Below are 19442 nucleotides of genomic sequence, written 5' to 3' on the forward strand. Positions count from 1 at the left end.
TCGTTCTTTAAAAATTTGGGTATGTGATAGAAAGATAGACTGAACGTTACTTTCACTGGTAACGGATCAGGCTAAGGTAAAATTTGTGAGTGGCTCTTAGAGCCAGATCGAATTTTCGGCGAATGTCGTCTTCACAGTATAACCAGATTGCTTGGGGTTATATGGTCAAGTGAAGAAGCGCATACGGTGGATGCCTTGGCAGTCAGAGGCGATGAAAGACGTGGTAGCCTGCGAAAAGCTTCGGGGAGTCGGCAAACAGACTTTGATCCGGAGATGTCTGAATGGGGGAACCCAGCCATCATAAGATGGTTATCTTGTACTGAATACATAGGTGCAAGAGGCGAACCAGGGGAACTGAAACATCTAAGTACCCTGAGGAAAAGAAATCAACCGAGATTCCCTTAGTAGTGGCGAGCGAACGGGGACTAGCCCTTAAGCTTCTTTGATTTTAGCGGAACGCTCTGGAAAGTGCGGCCATAGTGGGTGATAGCCCTGTACGCGAAAGGATCTTAGAAGTGAAATCGAGTAGGACGGAGCACGAGAAACTTTGTCTGAATATGGGGGGACCATCCTCCAAGGCTAAATACTACTGACTGACCGATAGTGAACTAGTACCGTGAGGGAAAGGCGAAAAGAACCCCGGAGAGGGGAGTGAAATAGATCCTGAAACCGTATGCGTACAAGCAGTGGGAGCCCACTTTGTTGGGTGACTGCGTACCTTTTGTATAATGGGTCAGCGACTTATTTTCAGTGGCGAGCTTAACCGAATAGGGGAGGCGTAGCGAAAGCGAGTCTTAATAGGGCGTCTAGTCGCTGGGAATAGACCCGAAACCGGGCGATCTATCCATGGGCAGGTTGAAGGTTGGGTAACACTAACTGGAGGACCGAACCGACTACCGTTGAAAAGTTAGCGGATGACCTGTGGATCGGAGTGAAAGGCTAATCAAGCTCGGAGATAGCTGGTTCTCCTCGAAAGCTATTTAGGTAGCGCCTCATGTATCACTGTAGGGGGTAGAGCACTGTTTCGGCTAGGGGGTCATCCCGACTTACCAAACCGATGCAAACTCCGAATACCTACAAGTGCCGAGCATGGGAGACACACGGCGGGTGCTAACGTCCGTCGTGAAAAGGGAAACAACCCAGACCGTCAGCTAAGGTCCCAAAGTTATGGTTAAGTGGGAAACGATGTGGGAAGGCTTAGACAGCTAGGAGGTTGGCTTAGAAGCAGCCACCCTTTAAAGAAAGCGTAATAGCTCACTAGTCGAGTCGGCCTGCGCGGAAGATGTAACGGGGCTCAAACCATACACCGAAGCTACGGGTATCACGTAAGTGATGCGGTAGAGGAGCGTTCTGTAAGCCTGTGAAGGTGAGTTGAGAAGCTTGCTGGAGGTATCAGAAGTGCGAATGCTGACATGAGTAACGACAATGGGTGTGAAAAACACCCACGCCGAAAGACCAAGGTTTCCTGCGCAACGTTAATCGACGCAGGGTTAGTCGGTCCCTAAGGCGAGGCTGAAAAGCGTAGTCGATGGAAAACAGGTTAATATTCCTGTACTTCTGGTTATTGCGATGGAGGGACGGAGAAGGCTAGGCCAGCTTGGCGTTGGTTGTCCAAGTTTAAGGTGGTAGGCTGGAATCTTAGGTAAATCCGGGATTCTAAGGCCGAGAGCTGATGACGAGTTACCCTTTGGGTGACGAAGTGGTTGATGCCATGCTTCCAAGAAAAGCTTCTAAGCTTCAGGTAACCAGGAACCGTACCCCAAACCGACACAGGTGGTTGGGTAGAGAATACCAAGGCGCTTGAGAGAACTCGGGTGAAGGAACTAGGCAAAATGGCACCGTAACTTCGGGAGAAGGTGCGCCGGTGAGGGTGAAGCACTTGCTGCGTAAGCCCACGCCGGTCGAAGATACCAGGCCGCTGCGACTGTTTATTAAAAACACAGCACTCTGCAAACACGAAAGTGGACGTATAGGGTGTGACGCCTGCCCGGTGCCGGAAGGTTAATTGATGGGGTTAGCTAACGCGAAGCTCTTGATCGAAGCCCCGGTAAACGGCGGCCGTAACTATAACGGTCCTAAGGTAGCGAAATTCCTTGTCGGGTAAGTTCCGACCTGCACGAATGGCGTAACGATGGCGGCGCTGTCTCCACCCGAGACTCAGTGAAATTGAAATCGCTGTGAAGATGCAGTGTATCCGCGGCTAGACGGAAAGACCCCGTGAACCTTTACTATAGCTTTGCACTGGACTTTGAATTTGCTTGTGTAGGATAGGTGGGAGGCTTTGAAGCGTGGACGCCAGTTCGCGTGGAGCCATCCTTGAAATACCACCCTGGCAACTTTGAGGTTCTAACTCAGGTCCGTTATCCGGATCGAGGACAGTGTATGGTGGGTAGTTTGACTGGGGCGGTCTCCTCCTAAAGAGTAACGGAGGAGTACGAAGGTGCGCTCAGACCGGTCGGAAATCGGTCGTAGAGTATAAAGGCAAAAGCGCGCTTGACTGCGAGACAGACACGTCGAGCAGGTACGAAAGTAGGTCTTAGTGATCCGGTGGTTCTGTATGGAAGGGCCATCGCTCAACGGATAAAAGGTACTCCGGGGATAACAGGCTGATACCGCCCAAGAGTTCATATCGACGGCGGTGTTTGGCACCTCGATGTCGGCTCATCACATCCTGGGGCTGAAGCCGGTCCCAAGGGTATGGCTGTTCGCCATTTAAAGTGGTACGCGAGCTGGGTTTAGAACGTCGTGAGACAGTTCGGTCCCTATCTGCCGTGGACGTTTGAGATTTGAGAGGGGCTGCTCCTAGTACGAGAGGACCGGAGTGGACGAACCTCTGGTGTTCCGGTTGTCACGCCAGTGGCATTGCCGGGTAGCTATGTTCGGAAAAGATAACCGCTGAAAGCATCTAAGCGGGAAACTTGCCTCAAGATGAGATCTCACTGGGACCTTGAGTCCCCTGAAGGGCCGTCGAAGACTACGACGTTGATAGGCAGGGTGTGTAAGCGCTGTGAGGCGTTGAGCTAACCTGTACTAATTGCCCGTGAGGCTTGACCATATAACACCCAAGCAATTTGTGAACTCGAAAGAGACCAGATTGCGGTGTGTGAAGACGAAACGAACCGAAAGTTCGAATCTCRCAAAACACCGAAGCTATCACATACCCAATTTGCTGAAGCGAGGCCAACTGGCCACGATTCGGTACCCGAATTTCTTGACGACCATAGAGCATTGGAACCACCTGATCCCATCCCGAACTCAGCAGTGAAACGATGCATCGCCGATGGTAGTGTGGGGTTTCCCCATGTGAGAGTAGGTCATCGTCAAGATTNGAATTTCTTGACGACCATAGAGCATTGGAACCACCTGATCCCATCCCGAACTCAGCAGTGAAACGATGCATCGCCGATGGTAGTGTGGGGTTTCCCCATGTGAGAGTAGGTCATCGTCAAGATCAAATTCCGAAACCCCTATCTGCTGACGCAGGTAGGGGTTTTGTTTTTGCCCCCAGGAAAGTCTGCGAAAGCTCGTGATAAATTTGCACAGTTATTTCCGAGCTGGAGCACTAGAATAGCCCCACCTTAGCTGAGCCAGAGCTGTTTATGCCCGATCCGTCAGACATTGATAGGTTGTCAGATCTGCCCCTGAGCGATCTGGTGGCGTGTCATGAGTGCGACCTGTTGATGCGCAAGCCTCAGCTGGCCCATGGTGAAAAAGCCGAGTGCCTCCGTTGTGGCTATGAGCTCTATGCTCACCGGCACAATGTAGTTGAACGCAGCCTTGCCTTGGTTATCGCGGCCCTGCTGTTATATGTGCCGGCCAACTTCTTACCCATCATGGAACTCAATCTGCTCGGGCAGTCCTCCCAGGACACCGTTTGGAGTGGGGTGGTCGGCCTGTTTGATACCGGTATGCAAGGCATCGCGGCAGTGGTGTTCCTGTGCAGCATGGGCATTCCGCTACTCAAGTTGCTTTGTCAGTTGGTGGTGCTGTTGTCCATTCGCTTGGACTTTGGCCGTAGTTACGGTCTGTTGCTGTATCGCATTTATCACCATCTACGAGACTGGGGGATGCTTGAGGTCTACCTCATGGGCGTGCTGGTAGCCATCGTCAAGTTGGCAGACATGGCGGCCATCACCGTAGGCCTTGGCCTGGTGTGCTTCATCAGTTTGTTGCTGGTCCAGGTCTGGTTGGAGGTGGTGATGTCACCCCATCAGATCTGGCAGGCGTTATCAGGAGAGGATGCCCATGCGGGCGATTGATGCAGGGATTCTGATCTGTACGGAGTGCCACGAGTTGAATCGGCAGGATGCTGAGGCCGACAACCAAACCTGTACTCGCTGCGGCGCGCTGGTTCACCCCCGTCGCCCGAACAGCTTGATGCGGACCTGGGCATTGTTGATCACGGCCGCGATTCTTTATATTCCGGCCAACATGTTGCCGATCATGACTATCAACTCGCTGGGCCAGGGTGCCCCGAGCACCATCATGGCCGGCGTCATCGAGCTGGTTCAACACGGCATGATTCCTATTGCCGCCGTGGTGTTCATCGCCAGCATCGTTGTACCCACTTTCAAACTGGTGGGCATCGCCTTGTTGTTGTTTTCCGTACAGCGGCATCAGCCTATGTCGGCGCAACAACGCATCCTTATGTACCGTTTCATCGAGTTCATTGGTCGCTGGTCGATGCTGGATATTTTCGTGATCGCCATTTTGGTGGCCGTGGTGAATTTCGGACGGCTCGCCAGTGTCGAAGCCGGTCTCGGCGCGATCGCTTTCGCCAGCGTAGTGATTTTGACAATGATTGCCGCAGTAACCTTCGATCCCCGACTGATTTGGGATAACACGGAGTCGGATGACGACCATGACTGATTTGCCTACCGCTAAAACTCGACCGGCTTCGAACTGGTCGGCCATCTGGGTCCTGCCGTTGATTGCCTTGATCATCGGCGGCTGGCTCGGCTGGCGGGCTTATAACGAGACCGGAATCGAGATCAATGTGCGCTTTGAGAGCGGTGAAGGCATCCAGGTCAACAAAACCGAAGTCGTCTACAAAGGGATGACGGTCGGCAAAGTGACGGCCCTTACCCTCGATGACGAAGGCAGCTCCAAGGGAGTGGTCGCGACCATCGAGATGAACAAGGACGTCGAGCAATACCTCAAGACCGGAACACGTTTCTGGTTGGTCAAGCCGAGCGTGAGCCTGGCCGGGATCACTGGTCTGGAAACCCTGGTGTCGGGTAACTATGTGGCTATCAGCCCAGGTGAAGGGGAGTCGACCCGTAAATTCAAGGCGCTGGCCGAAGAGCCGCCGCTGTCGGACGCCAAGCCGGGTTTGCACCTGACCCTCAAGGCTGATCGGTTGGGTTCACTGAACCGTGGCAGCCCAGTGTTCTACAAACAGATTCAGGTCGGTCAGGTGAAGAGCTACCTGCTGTCCGAGGATCAGAGCAAGGTCGAGATCAAAATCTTCATCGAGCCGACCTATGCCAACCTGGTGCGCAAACACACGCGTTTCTGGAACGCCAGTGGCATCAGCATCGATGCCAACCTCTCGGGCGTCAAAGTGCGCAGCGAGTCTCTGGCCAGCATCGTGGCCGGAGGGATTGCCTTCGCCACGCCGGAAAGCCGCAAGGACAGCCCGCCGACGGACCCAAGCCTGCCGTTCCGTCTTTATGAAGACTTTGACGCCGCTGCGGCGGGCATTCGCGTGAAGGTCAAGCTCAGCGATTTCGAAGGGTTGCAGGCCGGTCGTACGCCGGTCATGTACAAAGGCATCCAGGTCGGCAGCCTGAAGAACCTCAAGGTCGATCCGGACCTGGCCAGCGCCACGGCTGAATTGACCCTGGACCCCTTGGCCGAAGATTACCTGGTAACCGGCACGCAGTTCTGGGTCGTCAAGCCATCGATCTCCCTGGCGGGTATCACCGGCCTGGAAGCGCTGGTCAAGGGTAACTACATTGCCGTGCGACCGGGTGACAAGGGCGGCGCGCCGCAACGGGAGTTCGAAGCCCGGGCAAAAGCTCCGCCACTGGATTTGCGCTCCCCAGGGCTGCACTTGGTCCTGCTGACCGAAAACCTTGGATCGCTGGAGGTCGGCAGTCCGATCCTCTACAAGCAGGTCAAGGTCGGATCGGTGCAGAGCTACCAGTTCTCCCGCAAGAAAAAGCAGTTGATCATCGGTGTGCACATCGAGAAGGAGTACGAAGGGCTGGTCAACGGCTCGACACGCTTCTGGAATGCCAGTGGTATCACCCTTACGGGAGGTTTGACGGGCGGGATCCAGGTCAAGAGCGAGTCCCTGCAAAGCCTGATGGCCGGTGGGATTGCCTTCGAAACTCCGGAACCCAATGTGCCGCTGAAAAGACGCATCCCGCGTTTCCGCCTGTTCGCCGATCACGAGGCCGCACAACAGCGCGGCACCGAGGTCACGATCAAGGTCGATCGCGCCGATGGTTTGCGCAGTGGTACGCCGATCCGGTTCAAAGGGTTGGATGTGGGCAAGATCGAGGATGTTGATCTCAGCGCCGATATGCAATCGGTACTGCTCACGGCGCGTATCACCGAAGTGCCGGAGCGCATCGCCCGGGTCGGGTCCCAGTTCTGGGTGGTCAAGCCGGAGTTGGGGTTGATGAAGACCTCCAACCTGGAAACGCTGGTAACCGGCCAATACATTGAAGTGCAGCCTTCGGCGAAAAACCTCGGGCCGCAGAAAAGCTTCGTGGCCCTGGCCAACCCACCGGAAAGCGCTGTGCCCGAAGCAGGACTGAGCCTGGTGCTGAGCGCGGCCCGCCGTGGTTCGTTGAAGATCGGCGTACCGGTGACCTATCGCGAGATTACGGTGGGCAAGGTCACCGGTTATGAACTGGGCCAGACCGCGGACCGGGTGCTGATCCATATCCTGATCGAGCCCAAGTATGCGCCGCTGGTGCGCAGCGGCACACGTTTCTGGAATAGCAGTGGTTTCGGTCTGGACTTTGGTCTGTTCAAGGGCGCGACGGTGCGCACCGAGTCCCTTGAAACGCTGATCCAGGGCGGTATTGCGTTCGCAACGCCGGATGGCGAACGAATGGGCAATCCGGCTCGACCGGAGCAGACTTTCCCGTTGTTCGACAAGTTTGAAGATGAATGGCTGACCTGGGCGCCGAAGATCAGTCTCGGTAAATAAGGTTATTGGATGTAGCACTTGTGGCGAGGGAGCTTGCTCCCGCTGGGCTCTGTAGGAGCTGGCGAAGGCTCGGGTCGTGTTCGGACGATCTTTTGAGCTTGATCTTTCGCTCTGGACTCAATGGGCAGTGGAAAGATCGCAGCCTCGTTGCACTCGACAGCTCCTACGGACTTAAAACCAGCGCAATAAAAAAGGCCGCGATCCAATGGATCGCGGCCTTTTTTATTGCCGTGTAATTCACCTCACACCGAATCCAGCTCCGGCTCGTCGGCCTGAACATTCACCGTGGCCTTCACCGCATCGTGACGACGTATGTATTTCCAGTCCGCTTCGTCGATGTAGATGCCGTTCGGGCCGCTGCCGCCTTCCAGGTCGATAGCGACACTGGCGCAGACTTGCGGTTTCACACTGGCCAGGATCGGCACGAAGCCCAGTTGCAGGCTGGTTTCCAGCAGGGCAGCCTGGTTTTTCTCGTCGATGTCCGCGGCTTCGTCCAGGTAGTACGGCAGGCGCACGCGGCCGGCCTGTTCGCGGTCCATCAAGTGCAGCAACAAGTACATGTTGGTCAGCGCCTTGATGGTCATGGTGGTGCCGTTGGACGCCGCGCCGTCGATGTCGGTGTGGATCACGGGCTGACCGTTGACCTTGGTGATCTCGAACGCGAGTTCGAACAGGTCCTTGAGGCCGAGCTGGTTGTGGTTCGCCGCCACCAGCCGCGCCAGGTATTCCTTGGCTTCTTCGTTCTTGTTGTCCTGCTCGGCGCTCTGGCTGAGGTCGAACACCGACAGCGTCTCGCCTTCCTCGTACTGGCCGGCACTGTGGATGATCTGGTCGATGTGCTTGAGCGCTTCCTTGTTCGGCGCCAGGACGATCCGGAAGCTCTGCAGGTTGGACACCTGGCGCTTGTTGATCTCGCGGTTGAACAGCGCCAGTTGGTGCTCGAGGCTGTCGTAGTCGCTGCGGATGTTGCGCAGGGTCCGGGCGATGTCGGTTACCGCCGCACGGCGCGCCTTGCCCAGGGTCAGGGCTTCGTCAGTGCGGTGGGCATAGGCGTTGATCAGCAGTTGCAGGCGTCGCTCCATGTCGTCTTCGCTGTCGAACTTGGCCACGCCCTTGAGGCGCACCTGGGCATACAGCGCCTCGATCTGGCCGTCGACCCGCAGCAGCCCTTGCCAGCTGTCCTGGTAGTCATTGAGCAGCGGCAGCAGGTTGTCCATGGAGTCGTCGACCGGGTCCATGAACGGCGTGCCGAACGGCAGGTCCGCCGGCAGCAATTGACGACGGCGCAGGGCGTCGTCGAGAGTGCGTTGCTTGGCTTCCATGTCGGCGATCTGCCGGCCCACCAACTGCAACTTGGCGGACAGCTGCTGGACGCGCTCGGTGAAGGCATCGCTGGAGCGCTTGAGTTCGTCCTGGGCGGCTTCCATCTGCGCCAGTTGCTCGAGCTTCTCGCCTTCCGCTGCACTCAGGGTCTGGCTGCGACGGAAGTCTTCCAGGGCTTTCTGCGCATCCAGAACCTGCTGGTACAGCGCCTCGGTCTGGGTTTTGCTCGCGGCGCGGTCGGCGGCCACGGCTTGCTGGGTCTTGAGCTGCTTGAGTTCTTTTTCCAGGCGCTCTTTCTGGTCGCGCAGCGCGGCTCGGTCGGCCAGGGCTTGCAGGGCAGGTGGCTCGATGTGGGACAGGTCGATGGACAGGCCCGGCACTTCGAAACGCTCGCCCTTGAAGCCGTCGAGGATCAGCTCCATGGATTTGACCCACTCGCCGTTCTCGTCCAGCGCGATGCCGTGTTCGCCCAGTGGCAGGCTGAACAGGGCGCTGTTGAACAGGCGCATCAGGCGTTCGACGTCCTGCTGCGAGAACTCTTCCCGCAGACGGGCGTAGCTGTTGTTGTCGGCGTGATCGAGTTGCTGCTTGACCGACTTCAGGCGTTTTTCCAGGTCGCGCAGGCGTTCTTCCAGGTCCTCGGCGCTGAACTGCCGGGACTGGGCCAGGGCACCGGCCAGTTCGTCGTGGGCGTCCTTGGCGGCGAGCAGTTGCTGCTCCAGGACCTTGACGTCATCCACCAGGGCAAAGCGATGCTTGAGCACCGACAGCTCGCCGAGCCAGCGCTGGATGCCGCTGATTTCCCGTTCCAGGCGCATCAGCTCCTGAGTGCCGCCGCGCTGGTCGTTCTGCAGCGAGTCCTGCTCGTTGCGGTAGTGTTCGGCCTGGATGGTCAGCTCTTCCTTGCGCGCACTGGCGTAGTCCGACCAGGTGCCGAGCAATGAGTCGAGCAATGGCGACAGGCGATGCAATTTGCCGCGCAGGATATCGCGTTGCTTGACGCCATTGGCCAGGGCTTCCACCAGCGGACCGGCCGCCACCAGGGAGTTGTAGTCCTGCTCCATGCGGCGTACGTCGCGGAAGGCTTCTTCGCACGCGGCGATGTAGTCCACGCTACCGGAGCGCAGGCTGTGCTCGAACGCGTCGAGGAACAGTTGCTTGAGCTTGGCTGCGGTGATTTCGCGCATGTGCAGCAGGTTGATGAACAGCGCGCGGAAGGTCTTGAGGCTTTGCTCGCTGGTGGAGCGCAGCGGGATCAGCGTCAGGTCCAGCGGGATCGAGGTGTGGCCACCCACCAGCAGGCGTCGCAGTTCATCCGGCTTGAGTTCGTAGGCTTTCAGGCCTTCGCGCTCCAGGTTGGTGAACAACTCTTTCTGACGCAGGCAGGTGTCATTTTTCTGATAGTGGGCCAGGTCCAGTTTGCCGGCGTAGGCAAAGAACTGGTGACCGAAACCGCCGCCAGGGCCGCGACCGACCACGCCAATCACGTGCGGGCCGTGGGGCAGGGCGACTTCCACCAGGATGTAGCTGGTGTCCGAGGCAAAGTAGAAGCGCCGGGATTGCTCCAGGCTGTACTTGCCGAAGCTCATGTCCGACATGCGCGCCAGGATCGGGAACTGCAAGGCGTTGATCGAGGCGGACTTACCGAGGTTGTTCGCGCCATACACCGACAGCGGTTCTTCCAGCGGGAACAAACCGAGGCTGTAGCCGGCGGTGTTCAAAAGGGCAAAGCGGCGGATGCCGTAGCGTTCCTTGCTCATGCGTCGGTCTCCTGTTCTTCGGCAATGGCGCGGGCCAGTGCGTCTTCTTCGCTTTCACCTTCAAATTCACTGAGGTCCAACGGATCGTCGGTCTGCAGCAGCTTCTCGTCGCTGTCTTCGTCGATCAGCACGGGCACCGGCAACGGCAGCACGCTGTGCAGGCTGGCGGCCAGGTCGCGGTCCTGCTGGACCGACAGGCACACGTCGAGGAAGCGATGCATCGGCGGCAGGAAGCGGTACACGCCGTTTTCTTCGCTGGCGAAACCCAGTTGGGTCATGCGCCGCATGATTTTTTCTTCCAGCTCTTCCTGGGTCTGTACTTCGGCCTGGATGAACAGATCGCGGTATTTTTCCAGCAGCGAAGGCAGCTCATCGCGGCCCAGGCTGCCGCCGTCGAGCACGGCAATCGGGTCGCGGCCCTGGTCGGCCAGATGCTCGACCAGGATAAAGGTGAACAGGGCCAGGCGCTGGGCGGTCTTGTTCACCGCCGCGGCGGCCAGGTCCGGCACGAAGTAATAGAAGCCACGGGTGTCGCACACCAGTTCGAAGCCCAGGGCCTTGAACAGCGTGCGGTACTGGTCCTGGAAGTTCGACAGCTGTGCGTACAGCTCCGGGTCGCGGCGGCTGACGTGGTAACCCTTGAACAGCTCGCGGAAAATCGGCGCCAGCTGGGACAGTTCGGATAGATCAAGATGCATGGGGGATGCTCGCAGAATCCTCGGCGGCGGTGTCGCCGGCCGAGAGCAGGGCGAAGGAGCGCAGGCTGACCTGATGCTCGTGAGTGTGATAGTCGCGGCGTTCCAGACGCTCGCGCTTGAAACGTTTTTCCCGCGACAGGCGCGAGAACCAGTACAGCAATTCGTCGGTGGCGCCGTCCGGTTCCTGTTCCAGCAGCCAGGTCATCAGGTCCGGCATCGGCAGGGCGTCTTCGCAGCGCTCGACCATCTCGCGCACGGTGCGTGGCGCACGCGGTGCCTCGCCGCCCTTGTGGGTCTTGTGGGACTTGGGGAAGCGCGCCGGTTTCGGTTCGAAACGGGCCAAGGCGTACACATAGGCTTCGACCTGGCTGGCGCTGCCCAGGAACGTGCTTTGCGGCCGGGTAAACATCGGCATGGCGGCCTGCGGCACGGCATCGATGCCTTTGCGACGAATGGCGGCCAGGGCCAGCGCGGCGCCACGGGTCACGGCGTTATGCCGGCGGGCTTCTTCGCGCAGTGGCAGGAGCAGTTCACGGGCATGGCGCAGGGTCAGCTGGGCGCTGGTCTGCATCTCGAGGATGCGCGCGTGGGTGCGCAGCAGCATGTCGTCGTCCACCAGGTGACCGAGGCGCTGCTGTTCGGTGAGCATGCGCAACAGCACGTTCTCGACCTTGCGCACGCCTTGCTCGAAGGCGCCGTCGGCGTTCACCAGTTGGATCATCGGCTCGACGTATTCGTCCCAGGTCGCCAGCACTTCGGCATAGCGTTGGCGCAGCGGGATCTGCCGGTCGCTGGTCTTGGCCCGCTCGGCGACGGCCACCAGGGCCTGTTCGTCGTTGGCGAGTTTCTTGAGTACGTCGCGCACGCGCATGTCCAGCAGGCGCAGTTGGCGGGCCAGGTCGTTGCCGTCGCGAATGTCGAAGGCGTCCTGGATGTAGCCGGCCAGGCGCTCGAGGTGGCGCAGGTAGGCTTCGATCTCCAGGCACAGGCCCAGGCGGTGTTCGCGGCGCAGGTAGGCGAGGAAGTCATGGATCTGGGCATTGAGCTCGAAGCGGTTCGGGCTTTTCGCCACCGGTACGAGAATGTCCAGGCGGATCCACACATCCAGCAGGCTGGTGATGTCCTGGGGCGTGCTGTCCAGTTGTTGGGCGGCCAGCTGTGAACGCAATTCGTTGAGGCTCAGGGTGCCCTGGTCGAAGTGCTCGCACAAAGGTTCCAGCAATGCCCAGTGTTCAGCGAGGGCGCGCAAGACGCGCTTGGGTTCGATCATCGCAATGGCCGTCGGGTTGGCAATTAAAAGCGGCGATTGTACTGCATCGGGCCGGTTGCGATTCACCCCTTGGACGGACTGTCGTTTGCTATCGATCAACTATTGGCTCAACAGGGAAGCGATCCGCGCCGAAGGGCGGTAGAATCCCTCCCACTTTCAGTTATCCACAAGTGGCCGACCCTTGCTTATCGAGTCCCGTCGCCGCGCCTATCTGACCGCTATGCAGGTGGTCAACTGGCTGCCGCGTACCGAATTGCCGTTCGCCGCCCCGTCGCGGCCCGAGCTGCTGGAAACGCCCGAGCCCGAGTACATCGCGCCGGTCGTGACCGCGCCTGTGGCCAAGACGGTCGCCGAGCCGGTGGCGCCCGTGGTCGAACGGCCAAAAATCGAAGTGCCGCGTCCGAGCCTGGCCTCGACCCGTACCAATGCCAAGCCGGTGGAAGAAGTTGTCGAGGCGCCGCCCAAGGCGCCCTACGTCGCGCCGCCGCGTTTTGCCTTGCAACTGCTGCGGGCCGGGCGTTGCCTGCTGTTGGTGGAGTTGCCCACGGGTGAGCCGTTTCAAAGCCGCGATCCAGCCTACTTGCTGCTCAAGGACATGCTGCGCGCCGCCGGTCTGCCGGATAGCCCGCAGATCATTGGCGAACCGGTGCGCTGGCCGCTGTTGTCACGCGGCACCATGGACCAGGGGCCCGACGCGGCGCGGGATTTTGTCCAGGGGTTCGTTTCAGCGCGCCTCGAAGACGAGCCCTGCGTGTGCCTGTGGCTGATCGGCCTGCCGGCGGTGAAGTTTGCCGGCGAGGCGGATGCCGAAGCGTTCAATCGTGAATTGCAGGTCGAAGGCCTGGGCTCGGCCTGGGCGTTGCCCGGGTTGGAACTGTTAATGGAAACGCCACAGCGCAAGGCTGATGTCTGGCAAGCCATGCGCCGGCTGATGGCGCGCTGGAAAGAATCGAATGAGTGACGCTGTATCGTTCCGCCCGATGACCGAGGCGGACCTCGACGCTGTACTGAAAATCGAATACGCCGCCTACAGCCATCCCTGGACCCGCGGGATATTTCTCGACGGGCTGGGCAAATACCAGATCTGGCTGATGTTCGAAGGCCAACAGCAAGTGGGTCATGGTGTGGTGCAGATCATCCTGGATGAGGCGCACCTGCTCAACATTACCGTCAAACCGGAAAACCAGGGCCGTGGCCTGGGTTTGCGTCTGTTGGAACATTTGATGTCGATTGCCTACAAGGCTGAGGCCAGGGAGTGTTTCCTGGAAGTGCGCGACAGCAACCGCACGGCGTTCCGGCTGTATGAGCGCTATGGCTTCAATGAAGTGGGTCGGCGCCGGGATTACTACCCGGCGGTGGGCGGGCGTGAGGATGCTGTGGTCATGGCGTGTACCTTGGTGGACTGAAGCGCCGCGATCCCATGTGGGATACATCAAACCTGAGGTCATACACAAAACAACTGTGGAAGCGAGCCTGCTCGCGATGGCTTCGGTACATCCGACATTTGATACAAGCTGACCCACCGCTTTCGCGAGCAGGCTCGCTCCCACAGGGTCAGGTCAGCGCTTGCCATCCAGCGGATCGATATCCGCCATTTCCGCCTCGTCCAGCCCGTCGTCCCCGCCAATATCATTTTCATCCACCACGCTCAGGTCCCAGTCCGCCTGTTCATCGTCCCCGGTCTCGTGGGCGTCCCGGGCGCCGTCTTCGTGGATGAGGGTTTTCGGGCTCATGTCGTCGTCGGTCGATTCGTGATCATCCGTCGAAGCCCCGGTCATCCCGGCTTCACGGACGCGTTCGCGAGGCATCAGGTGCTCGCGTTCGTTTTCCGGCAGTTCGTCACCGATTTTCGCGCTGGGTTCTTCTTCATCGAATTCCAGTTCATGCATCGAGCCCATGCGATCCTCATTGTCGTCAATGGGTTCCGGTTGCGTCGTATCGAAGGGACGTCGTGAATCATTCATGGCAATTCCTCATACTGTGGGCCTTACTGGTGTCGACCGGCAGCGCATCCAGGAATTCCAATGCATCGCCGACGTGACCTCGACCGGCGGTCGTTTGTCACAGTTGCGCACTCTCAATCGAGGCTAGACAGCATGAACGAATTACAAGATCTGATTGATAACAACGCGCGTTGGGCCGATGCGATCAAGCAGGAAGATCCTGACTTCTTCTCCAAGCTGGCTCGTCAGCAAACCCCGGAATACCTGTGGATCGGCTGTTCCGATGCGCGGGTGCCGGCCAACGAGATCGTCGGCATGCTGCCGGGCGACCTGTTCGTACACCGCAACGTGGCCAACGTGGTGCTGCACACGGACCTTAACTGCCTGTCGGTGATCCAGTACGCGGTGGACGTGCTCAAGGTCAAACACATCCTGGTCACCGGCCACTACGGCTGTGGCGGTGTGCGTGCCTCGATGCAGGACCGGCAACTGGGTCTGATCGACGGCTGGCTGCGCTCGATTCGCGACCTGTACTACGAGCATCGCGAGGCGTTGGGGCAATTGCCGACCGAGGAGGAACGTGTCGACCGCCTGTGCGAGCTGAACGTGATCCAGCAGGTGGCTAACGTTGGCCATACCAGCATAGTGCAGAACGCCTGGCACCGTGGGCAGAAACTGTCGATCCATGGCTGCATCTACGGCATCAAGGACGGACGCTGGAAGAGCCTGGACACCACGATCAGCGGTTTCGAACAGTTGCCGCCACAGTATCGGCTGCGTCCGGTCGACGCGCCTTGAGTCCGGTTCGTCAGTCGCGGTGACATTGACGGCGCCAGTGCCGTAGAAACTTCATTCCCTGCTCATTGGGCGGTTCGTCATAGCCGGTAATCCAGCCATGACAGTTGGGCGAACCGCACCGGCAGGCGAACTGTCGATACAGTTTCTGTTCGGTACTGGCGTAGTCCATCGTCAGACAGTCACCTTCATCGATGTGGGCCAGTGACCACAGCCACAGTTCGCTCATGTCGAGGAAGACATTCGGGTTGCAGGAATGCAGCAGCAATCCGGCGAAGCGTGGGTCATACATGTGGACGTCCGGCAGGATCTGCAGCGTGTGCAGGCGCCGTCGGCTCACCAGCAGCCCCGAAACCCTGCACATCCTCTCCATGGGGGCGAATGGTTTGCGGGCGATGATGCCGTTGCCGCGGCCGTCGGTCGTGCGACGCACTTCGAAGTCGTGCACCGAGGGGTAGCCCAGGCGGGTGCTGAGTGGTTTTTCCGGGTAGATGCAGTCCCGGTGCTGTGAACAGGTGCGATCTGTAATGAACGTGGTCATGACAGTCCTTGTCGGTGCTAAACACTCGACTTGCTGGCGCTGGCGATCCTGCCGGCGGTCGTTGAAAAAAACCTTGATAGCTTCGCCCAAGTCGGGGGCGTCATCTACTGTCGACTCTGACAGGTGCCAAAGGCGCTTTCCCGCGTCAGCGCCAGCCTACGCGGGAAAGCGCCTCAAGGTTCAGACCGCCTCGGCTGGCAGCGGCATCGGTACCTTCAGTTGTGGAAGTTGCGACTTGATCGCCGGTGTTTCGCATTTTTTCGCCGCTTCATCCGGCGTCAAGTTGCGAATGGAGGTGTAGAACAATTCGCAGGTTTTCTCCTTTTGAGTGACCTGCCAGGTCTGTGTGCATTGGTTCAGCAGGGTGTTCGGGTCGGTGCCCGGCTTGCTGCCCATGCCGGCCTGCCAGCATGAAGCACTCAGGTCCTGGCCCATGACTTTCAGGCCGGCGGCATCGGCCTTGGCTTCGTCACCGTCGTAGCTGTCCTTGTCGGCGGCGTACCAGATGTAGCTCGGATGGTTGGAGCCCAGGACCGGAACCTTGACCCCGCTGCCGGTTGTGATGGTCGCCAAGCTGAGCACATTCACGGTCTGGCCGTACTGGGTCTTGATCCAGTTCCGAACGGGCGCTCCGAAGGCCACCATCGGCAGCGCGGCGCCGCTGGCGGTTTGGGTGACCTGTGTGACCATGGTGGTTTGGTAATCGTTGAAGTAGCTGTAGAGCCCCTCCAATGTACTGCCAGCATTGGACGGCGCCGCGATGGGCGCGATGTCGATGATGGTCTGGTAGGCCGGTGTCTGTTCAGCCGCAATGCCGTTGACGGTCAGCAGCGTGGCCCAACGATCGGTGGTCGCCGACTCCAGGTAGTCCTGGGCCTGGGTCAGGGAGTAGTCCGGCGGGAAGTGCAGCAACTCGACACTCTTGCGGTTTTCCAGGGCCATGCCCAGTGGCAGGAACAGGTACCAGTTGTAGGACCATTTCTTGTCGCTGTTGAGTTTCGAGGCACCGTTGTACGCTAGGTCCCCGGCGTCGAGCAGGGCCTTGAGCGGTTGGCCGTAGCTCTTCGGTACCCCATTGATGCTGGCATAGACCTTGTCGTTGTCGATTTTGACCTCGACCTTGGCCGTGGTGTAGCCGTCACGCTGCACGCTTTGGGTCAGGTAATGCTCGACGGTTTGTTCCAGGGTCCAGTCGCGAAAACAGATGACGTTGCAGTTGTTGGGGTAGGCAAAGAGGCGGGTGACGCGTTCGGTGCTGCCCAGTTGTACGTCGATATTGGTCGTGTCGGCGGCTTGGACGGTGGCGCTCAGGGTGAGGACGGCAAGAGGAAGTACGGCGAGTTTGAACATGCTCAGATCCTTTTCAGCGTGAGGGACCCTCAAAAGCAGGGCGCATCCATACTGAAACAGACCGGGCCGAAGAAGAAGTGGGCCGATGGAAATATCGGCCCTTTTTTATGGCTTTATGGCATCACTGGCGGCAAATAACTCAATGTCGTCCCCAGCGCCCATAGCAGCGCCAGCACCAACGGCGTATGCACCAGCAGCTGCACGAAGGAAAAACCGATCAGGTCCCTGGCCTTCAGCCCCAGGACCCCGAGCAACGGCAGCATGTAGAACGGGTTGATAAGGTTCGGCAGCGCTTCGGCGGCGTTATAGATCTGCACCGCCCAGCCCAGGTGATAGTTCAGGTCGTTGGCCACCTGCATGACGTAGGGCGCTTCAATGATCCACTTGCCGCCGCCAGACGGAATGAAGAAGCCAAGTACCGCCGAATAGACACCCATCAACAGGGCGTAGGTGTCATGGGAGGCGATTTGTACGAAAAAGGTCGAGATGTGGTGGGCCAGGGTCTGGGCATCGCTGCCCTTGACCGTGGTCAGCAGTGCGGCGATCGAGCCGTACAACGGAAACTGGATCAACACGCCGGTGGTGGTCGGCACCGCGCGGGCCACGGCGTCGAGAAAGCTGCGCGGCCGCCAGTGCAGCAAGGCGCCCAGCATGATGAACAGGAAGTTATACGTGTTGAGCCCGGAAATGGCACTGATCGCCGGCTTGGTCGAAAACTCGTGGAACAGCCAACCGGCTGCCAACAGCACCAGGGCAATGGTCAGCAGCGGACTGTGCTCCAGCCATTCCCCTGGGCGGGTACGCGGCTGCAACGCCGGCATGCTGAAACTGGGGTCGATACCACAAGCGGCGGCGTCACGGGCACTGTTCGGCCCGGGAGCGGTGGCGTAGGCGACGATCAGGGAGATCACGATCAGCGCCAGCAACATGACCCCGGATTGCCAGAGAAAAATGGTCTGGGTAAAGGGAATGACGCCGGTAATGGACAGGATCGAGGGCGGCAGGCTGGCCGGGTTGGCCTGCAATTGCGCTGCCGACGAAGACAAGCCCAGGGCCCACACTGCGCCCAGGCCCAGGTAAGCAGCGGCCCCGGCGGCGCGATAGTCCATTTTCAAGTCGGTGCGCCGGGCGAGGGCGCGCACCAGCAAACCGCCAAACACCAACGACAGGCCCCAGTTGAGCAACGACGCGACCATGGAGATCAGCGCCACCCACGCCACGGCGGAGCGGCCATTGGTCGGAATCCGTGCCAGGCGGTCAATCAATTTGACGGCCGGTGGCGAGCTGGCGACCACGTATCCGCCGATCACCACGAAGGCCATTTGCATGGTGAACGGGATCAGGCTCCAGAAGCCGTCGCCGAACGCCATGGCCGCCGCCGTGGGCGTGGCGCCGATGAATTGTGTCGCCACGGCGACCACCAGCACCGCCAGCGCGGCGAAGACCCAGGAGTCGGGGAACCAGCGCTCGGCGAAACTGGAACAGCGCAAGGCGAAGCGGGCGGAACGGCTGTCTTCGATGTCGGTGGTCACGGCAATTACCTCGTTTTTATGGTTATGGGCATTGATGGCAAAGGCTTCAAAGGTCAGGCGCAACAGTAGAACAATCCAGTGACCATGGGAGGCTTATCGGGTTCGAGGGCGTCCTGGAATATTTTCACCAGGGGCTCGCGGTGCTCTTTAGAAAAAAAACGCCGGGCCGATGGCTAGGGAACAGCATTTAATTCTCCTGCTGTCGGAGCTGCCCATGTTCAACAACCGCCTGAAGCAGGAGCTGCTGGCTCTTCGCCAAGAACTGTCCAGCCTTGCGCAAGTCAAGGAAAGCCTGGATCGCGAAATGCTTGGCCTCACCCTGGATGCCGAGGGACGGATCCAATCGGTCAATCAGAATTTCCTCGACGAGATGAGCTACAAGAGCCAGGACTTGATGGGCCGAGCTGTCGATGACCTGGTTCCCGCATATTTGAAATCCAACGAGTTCCAGATGCGCTTCAAGTCGGCGCTGACCCGTGGCGAGCACTTTTCCGGTGCCGTGCGCCTGCTGCGAGGCAATGGCCAGGAAGCCTGGCTGCGCTCGATCCTCCAGCCCGTGCGGGGTGCTGACGGGCGGATCCGCTATTTTTCGATGTATTCCAATGACCTGACCCGCACCATCGAGGCCTCTCGTGAGCATGAAAACCTCATCGGTGCGTTGGTGCGGTCAACGGCGGTGATCGAATTCGATTTGGGCGGTCACGTACTGACGGCCAATGATCGTTTCCTCAACGCCATGGGGTACACCCTTGCTCAGATCAAGGGCAAGCATCACCGCACGTTTTGCGAACCCGAGGAATACAACAGCGCGGCCTACGAGCAGTTCTGGAAGCGCTTGAACAGTGGTGAGTTCGTGGCCGGCCGCTTCAAGCGTCTCGACAGCAGTGGTCGTGAGGTCTGGCTGGAAGCCTCCTACAACCCGGTGGTCGATGCCAACGAGCGACTGTACAAAGTGGTCAAGTTCGCCACCAACATCACGGACCAGGTCAACCAGGAAAAAGCCGTCGCCGATGCGGCCAGCATCGCCTACAGCACCTCGCTGCAGACCGACAACACCGCCCAGCG

General features: G+C 59.1%; 14 protein-coding genes, 3 rRNA genes and 1 pseudogene. 11 read left to right on the top strand and 7 right to left on the bottom strand.

Annotation, left to right across the window (positions count from 1 at the left end):
• Nucleotides 1-163: 163 nt before the first annotated feature.
• The 6 genes from ASC85_RS24370 (at nucleotide 164) to ASC85_RS24395 (ending at nucleotide 7165) form a co-directional block, all read left to right on the top strand.
• Nucleotides 164-3055: ribosomal RNA gene (locus tag ASC85_RS24370) — 23S ribosomal RNA — on the top strand.
• 155 nt (nucleotides 3056-3210) lie between these two features.
• Nucleotides 3211-3326 (top strand): 5S ribosomal RNA (gene rrf / locus ASC85_RS24375).
• Nucleotides 3327-3335: 9 nt separating this feature from the next.
• Nucleotides 3336-3451 (top strand): 5S ribosomal RNA (gene rrf / locus ASC85_RS24380).
• A 148-nt stretch (nucleotides 3452-3599) separates the two neighbouring features.
• Nucleotides 3600-4259, top strand: a complete 660-nt coding sequence (locus ASC85_RS24385) for a paraquat-inducible protein A (RefSeq protein WP_057451716.1) — start codon at nucleotides 3600-3602, stop codon at nucleotides 4257-4259.
• Nucleotides 4246-4869 carry a paraquat-inducible protein A gene (locus ASC85_RS24390; protein WP_013694217.1) on the top strand — a complete coding sequence of 208 codons (624 nt, stop codon included), beginning with the start codon at nucleotides 4246-4248 and terminating at the stop codon, nucleotides 4867-4869. The genes ASC85_RS24385 and ASC85_RS24390 overlap by 14 nt, the downstream gene beginning before the upstream one ends.
• Nucleotides 4862-7165, top strand: coding sequence for a PqiB family protein (locus tag ASC85_RS24395; RefSeq protein WP_057451888.1), 2304 nt, complete (start codon nucleotides 4862-4864; stop codon nucleotides 7163-7165). Before ASC85_RS24390 ends, ASC85_RS24395 begins: the two co-directional genes overlap by 8 nt.
• 242 nt (nucleotides 7166-7407) lie before the next feature.
• Here ASC85_RS24395 and mksF read toward each other — a convergent pair whose 3' ends face one another.
• The 3 genes from mksF to mksB are packed head-to-tail and all read right to left on the bottom strand — an operon-like array spanning nucleotide 7408 to nucleotide 12216.
• Nucleotides 7408-10248, bottom strand: a complete 2841-nt coding sequence (gene mksF / locus ASC85_RS24400) for an Mks condensin complex protein MksF (protein ID WP_057451717.1) — start codon at nucleotides 10246-10248, stop codon at nucleotides 7408-7410.
• Entirely contained in the window at nucleotides 10245-10946 is a 702-nt protein-coding gene (gene mksE, locus ASC85_RS24405) for an Mks condensin complex protein MksE (RefSeq protein ID WP_003205590.1), read from the bottom strand. Before mksE ends, mksF begins: the two co-directional genes overlap by 4 nt.
• A complete protein-coding gene (gene mksB, locus ASC85_RS24410; RefSeq protein WP_041476417.1) occupies nucleotides 10936-12216 on the bottom strand; it encodes an Mks condensin complex protein MksB in 1281 nt (426 codons plus the stop codon). The genes mksE and mksB overlap by 11 nt, the downstream gene beginning before the upstream one ends.
• Nucleotides 12217-12397: 181 nt before the next feature.
• Here mksB and ASC85_RS24415 point away from each other — a divergent pair, with 181 nt between their 5' ends.
• Both ASC85_RS24415 and rimI read left to right on the top strand, forming a co-directional pair.
• On the top strand, nucleotides 12398-13177 hold the full coding sequence (locus ASC85_RS24415; protein WP_082534477.1) for an energy transducer TonB: 780 nt from the start codon (nucleotides 12398-12400) through the stop codon (nucleotides 13175-13177).
• Nucleotides 13170-13622, top strand: a complete 453-nt coding sequence (rimI, locus tag ASC85_RS24420; RefSeq protein ID WP_047229376.1) for a ribosomal protein S18-alanine N-acetyltransferase — start codon at nucleotides 13170-13172, stop codon at nucleotides 13620-13622. The genes ASC85_RS24415 and rimI overlap by 8 nt, the downstream gene beginning before the upstream one ends.
• A 153-nt stretch (nucleotides 13623-13775) precedes the next feature.
• Here the strand turns inward: rimI and ASC85_RS24425 are convergent, their stop codons facing one another.
• The gene (locus tag ASC85_RS24425; RefSeq protein WP_057451719.1) at nucleotides 13776-14180 is read right to left on the bottom strand and encodes a hypothetical protein; all 405 of its coding nucleotides are present in this window, start codon (nucleotides 14178-14180) and stop codon (nucleotides 13776-13778) included.
• On the opposite strand from ASC85_RS24425, the gene ASC85_RS33465 reads away from it, so the two are divergent.
• Together ASC85_RS33465 and can are read left to right on the top strand one after the other, a co-directional pair.
• A complete protein-coding gene (locus ASC85_RS33465; protein ID WP_256365268.1) occupies nucleotides 14179-14307 on the top strand; it encodes a hypothetical protein in 129 nt (42 codons plus the stop codon). The two genes, ASC85_RS24425 and ASC85_RS33465, sit on opposite strands and share 2 nt — an antisense overlap.
• Nucleotides 14308-14312: 5 nt before the next feature.
• Nucleotides 14313-14957 carry a carbonate dehydratase gene (can, locus tag ASC85_RS24430; RefSeq protein ID WP_003205581.1) on the top strand — a complete coding sequence of 215 codons (645 nt, stop codon included), beginning with the start codon at nucleotides 14313-14315 and terminating at the stop codon, nucleotides 14955-14957.
• A 10-nt stretch (nucleotides 14958-14967) separates the two neighbouring features.
• On the opposite strand, the gene ASC85_RS24435 is transcribed toward can, so the two are convergent.
• The 3 genes from ASC85_RS24435 to ASC85_RS24445 form a co-directional block, all read right to left on the bottom strand.
• The gene (locus ASC85_RS24435) at nucleotides 14968-15495 is read right to left on the bottom strand and encodes a hypothetical protein (protein ID WP_057451720.1); all 528 of its coding nucleotides are present in this window, start codon (nucleotides 15493-15495) and stop codon (nucleotides 14968-14970) included.
• Between the two features lie 180 nt (nucleotides 15496-15675).
• Nucleotides 15676-16845: a hypothetical protein gene (locus ASC85_RS24440; protein WP_057451721.1), complete on the bottom strand. Its 1170-nt coding sequence runs from the start codon at nucleotides 16843-16845 to the stop codon at nucleotides 15676-15678.
• Between the two features lie 113 nt (nucleotides 16846-16958).
• Entirely contained in the window at nucleotides 16959-18377 is a 1419-nt protein-coding gene (locus tag ASC85_RS24445) for a short-chain fatty acid transporter (protein ID WP_024618910.1), read from the bottom strand.
• A gap of 304 nt (nucleotides 18378-18681) precedes the next feature.
• Here ASC85_RS24445 and ASC85_RS33960 point away from each other — a divergent pair.
• A pseudogene (locus ASC85_RS33960) lies at nucleotides 18682-19368 on the top strand (PAS domain-containing protein); the annotation flags it as partial.
• Nucleotides 19369-19442: the final 74 nt, after the last annotated feature.

It is taken from the genome of Pseudomonas sp. Root401 (assembly GCF_001425105.1).
Taxonomy (GTDB): Bacteria; Pseudomonadota; Gammaproteobacteria; order Pseudomonadales; family Pseudomonadaceae; genus Aquipseudomonas; species Aquipseudomonas brassicacearum.

Bases quoted from the DNA above. Each gene is read 5' to 3' on its own strand.
- ASC85_RS24385 (WP_057451716.1), top strand. From the start codon at position 3,600: ATGCCCGATCCGTCAGACATTGATAGGTTGTCAGATCTGCCCCTGAGC.
- ASC85_RS24390 (WP_013694217.1), top strand. From the start codon at position 4,246: ATGCGGGCGATTGATGCAGGGATTCTGATCTGTACGGAGTGCCACGAG.
- ASC85_RS24395 (WP_057451888.1), top strand. From the start codon at position 4,862: ATGACTGATTTGCCTACCGCTAAAACTCGACCGGCTTCGAACTGGTCG.
- mksF (WP_057451717.1), bottom strand. From the start codon at position 10,248: ATGAGCAAGGAACGCTACGGCATCCGCCGCTTTGCCCTTTTGAACACC.
- mksE (WP_003205590.1), bottom strand. From the start codon at position 10,946: ATGCATCTTGATCTATCCGAACTGTCCCAGCTGGCGCCGATTTTCCGC.
- mksB (WP_041476417.1), bottom strand. From the start codon at position 12,216: ATGATCGAACCCAAGCGCGTCTTGCGCGCCCTCGCTGAACACTGGGCA.
- rimI (WP_047229376.1), top strand. From the start codon at position 13,170: ATGAGTGACGCTGTATCGTTCCGCCCGATGACCGAGGCGGACCTCGAC.
- ASC85_RS33465 (WP_256365268.1), top strand. From the start codon at position 14,179: ATGGCAATTCCTCATACTGTGGGCCTTACTGGTGTCGACCGGCAGCGC.
- ASC85_RS24425 (WP_057451719.1), bottom strand. From the start codon at position 14,180: ATGAATGATTCACGACGTCCCTTCGATACGACGCAACCGGAACCCATT.
- can (WP_003205581.1), top strand. From the start codon at position 14,313: ATGAACGAATTACAAGATCTGATTGATAACAACGCGCGTTGGGCCGAT.
- ASC85_RS24435 (WP_057451720.1), bottom strand. From the start codon at position 15,495: ATGACCACGTTCATTACAGATCGCACCTGTTCACAGCACCGGGACTGC.
- ASC85_RS24440 (WP_057451721.1), bottom strand. From the start codon at position 16,845: ATGTTCAAACTCGCCGTACTTCCTCTTGCCGTCCTCACCCTGAGCGCC.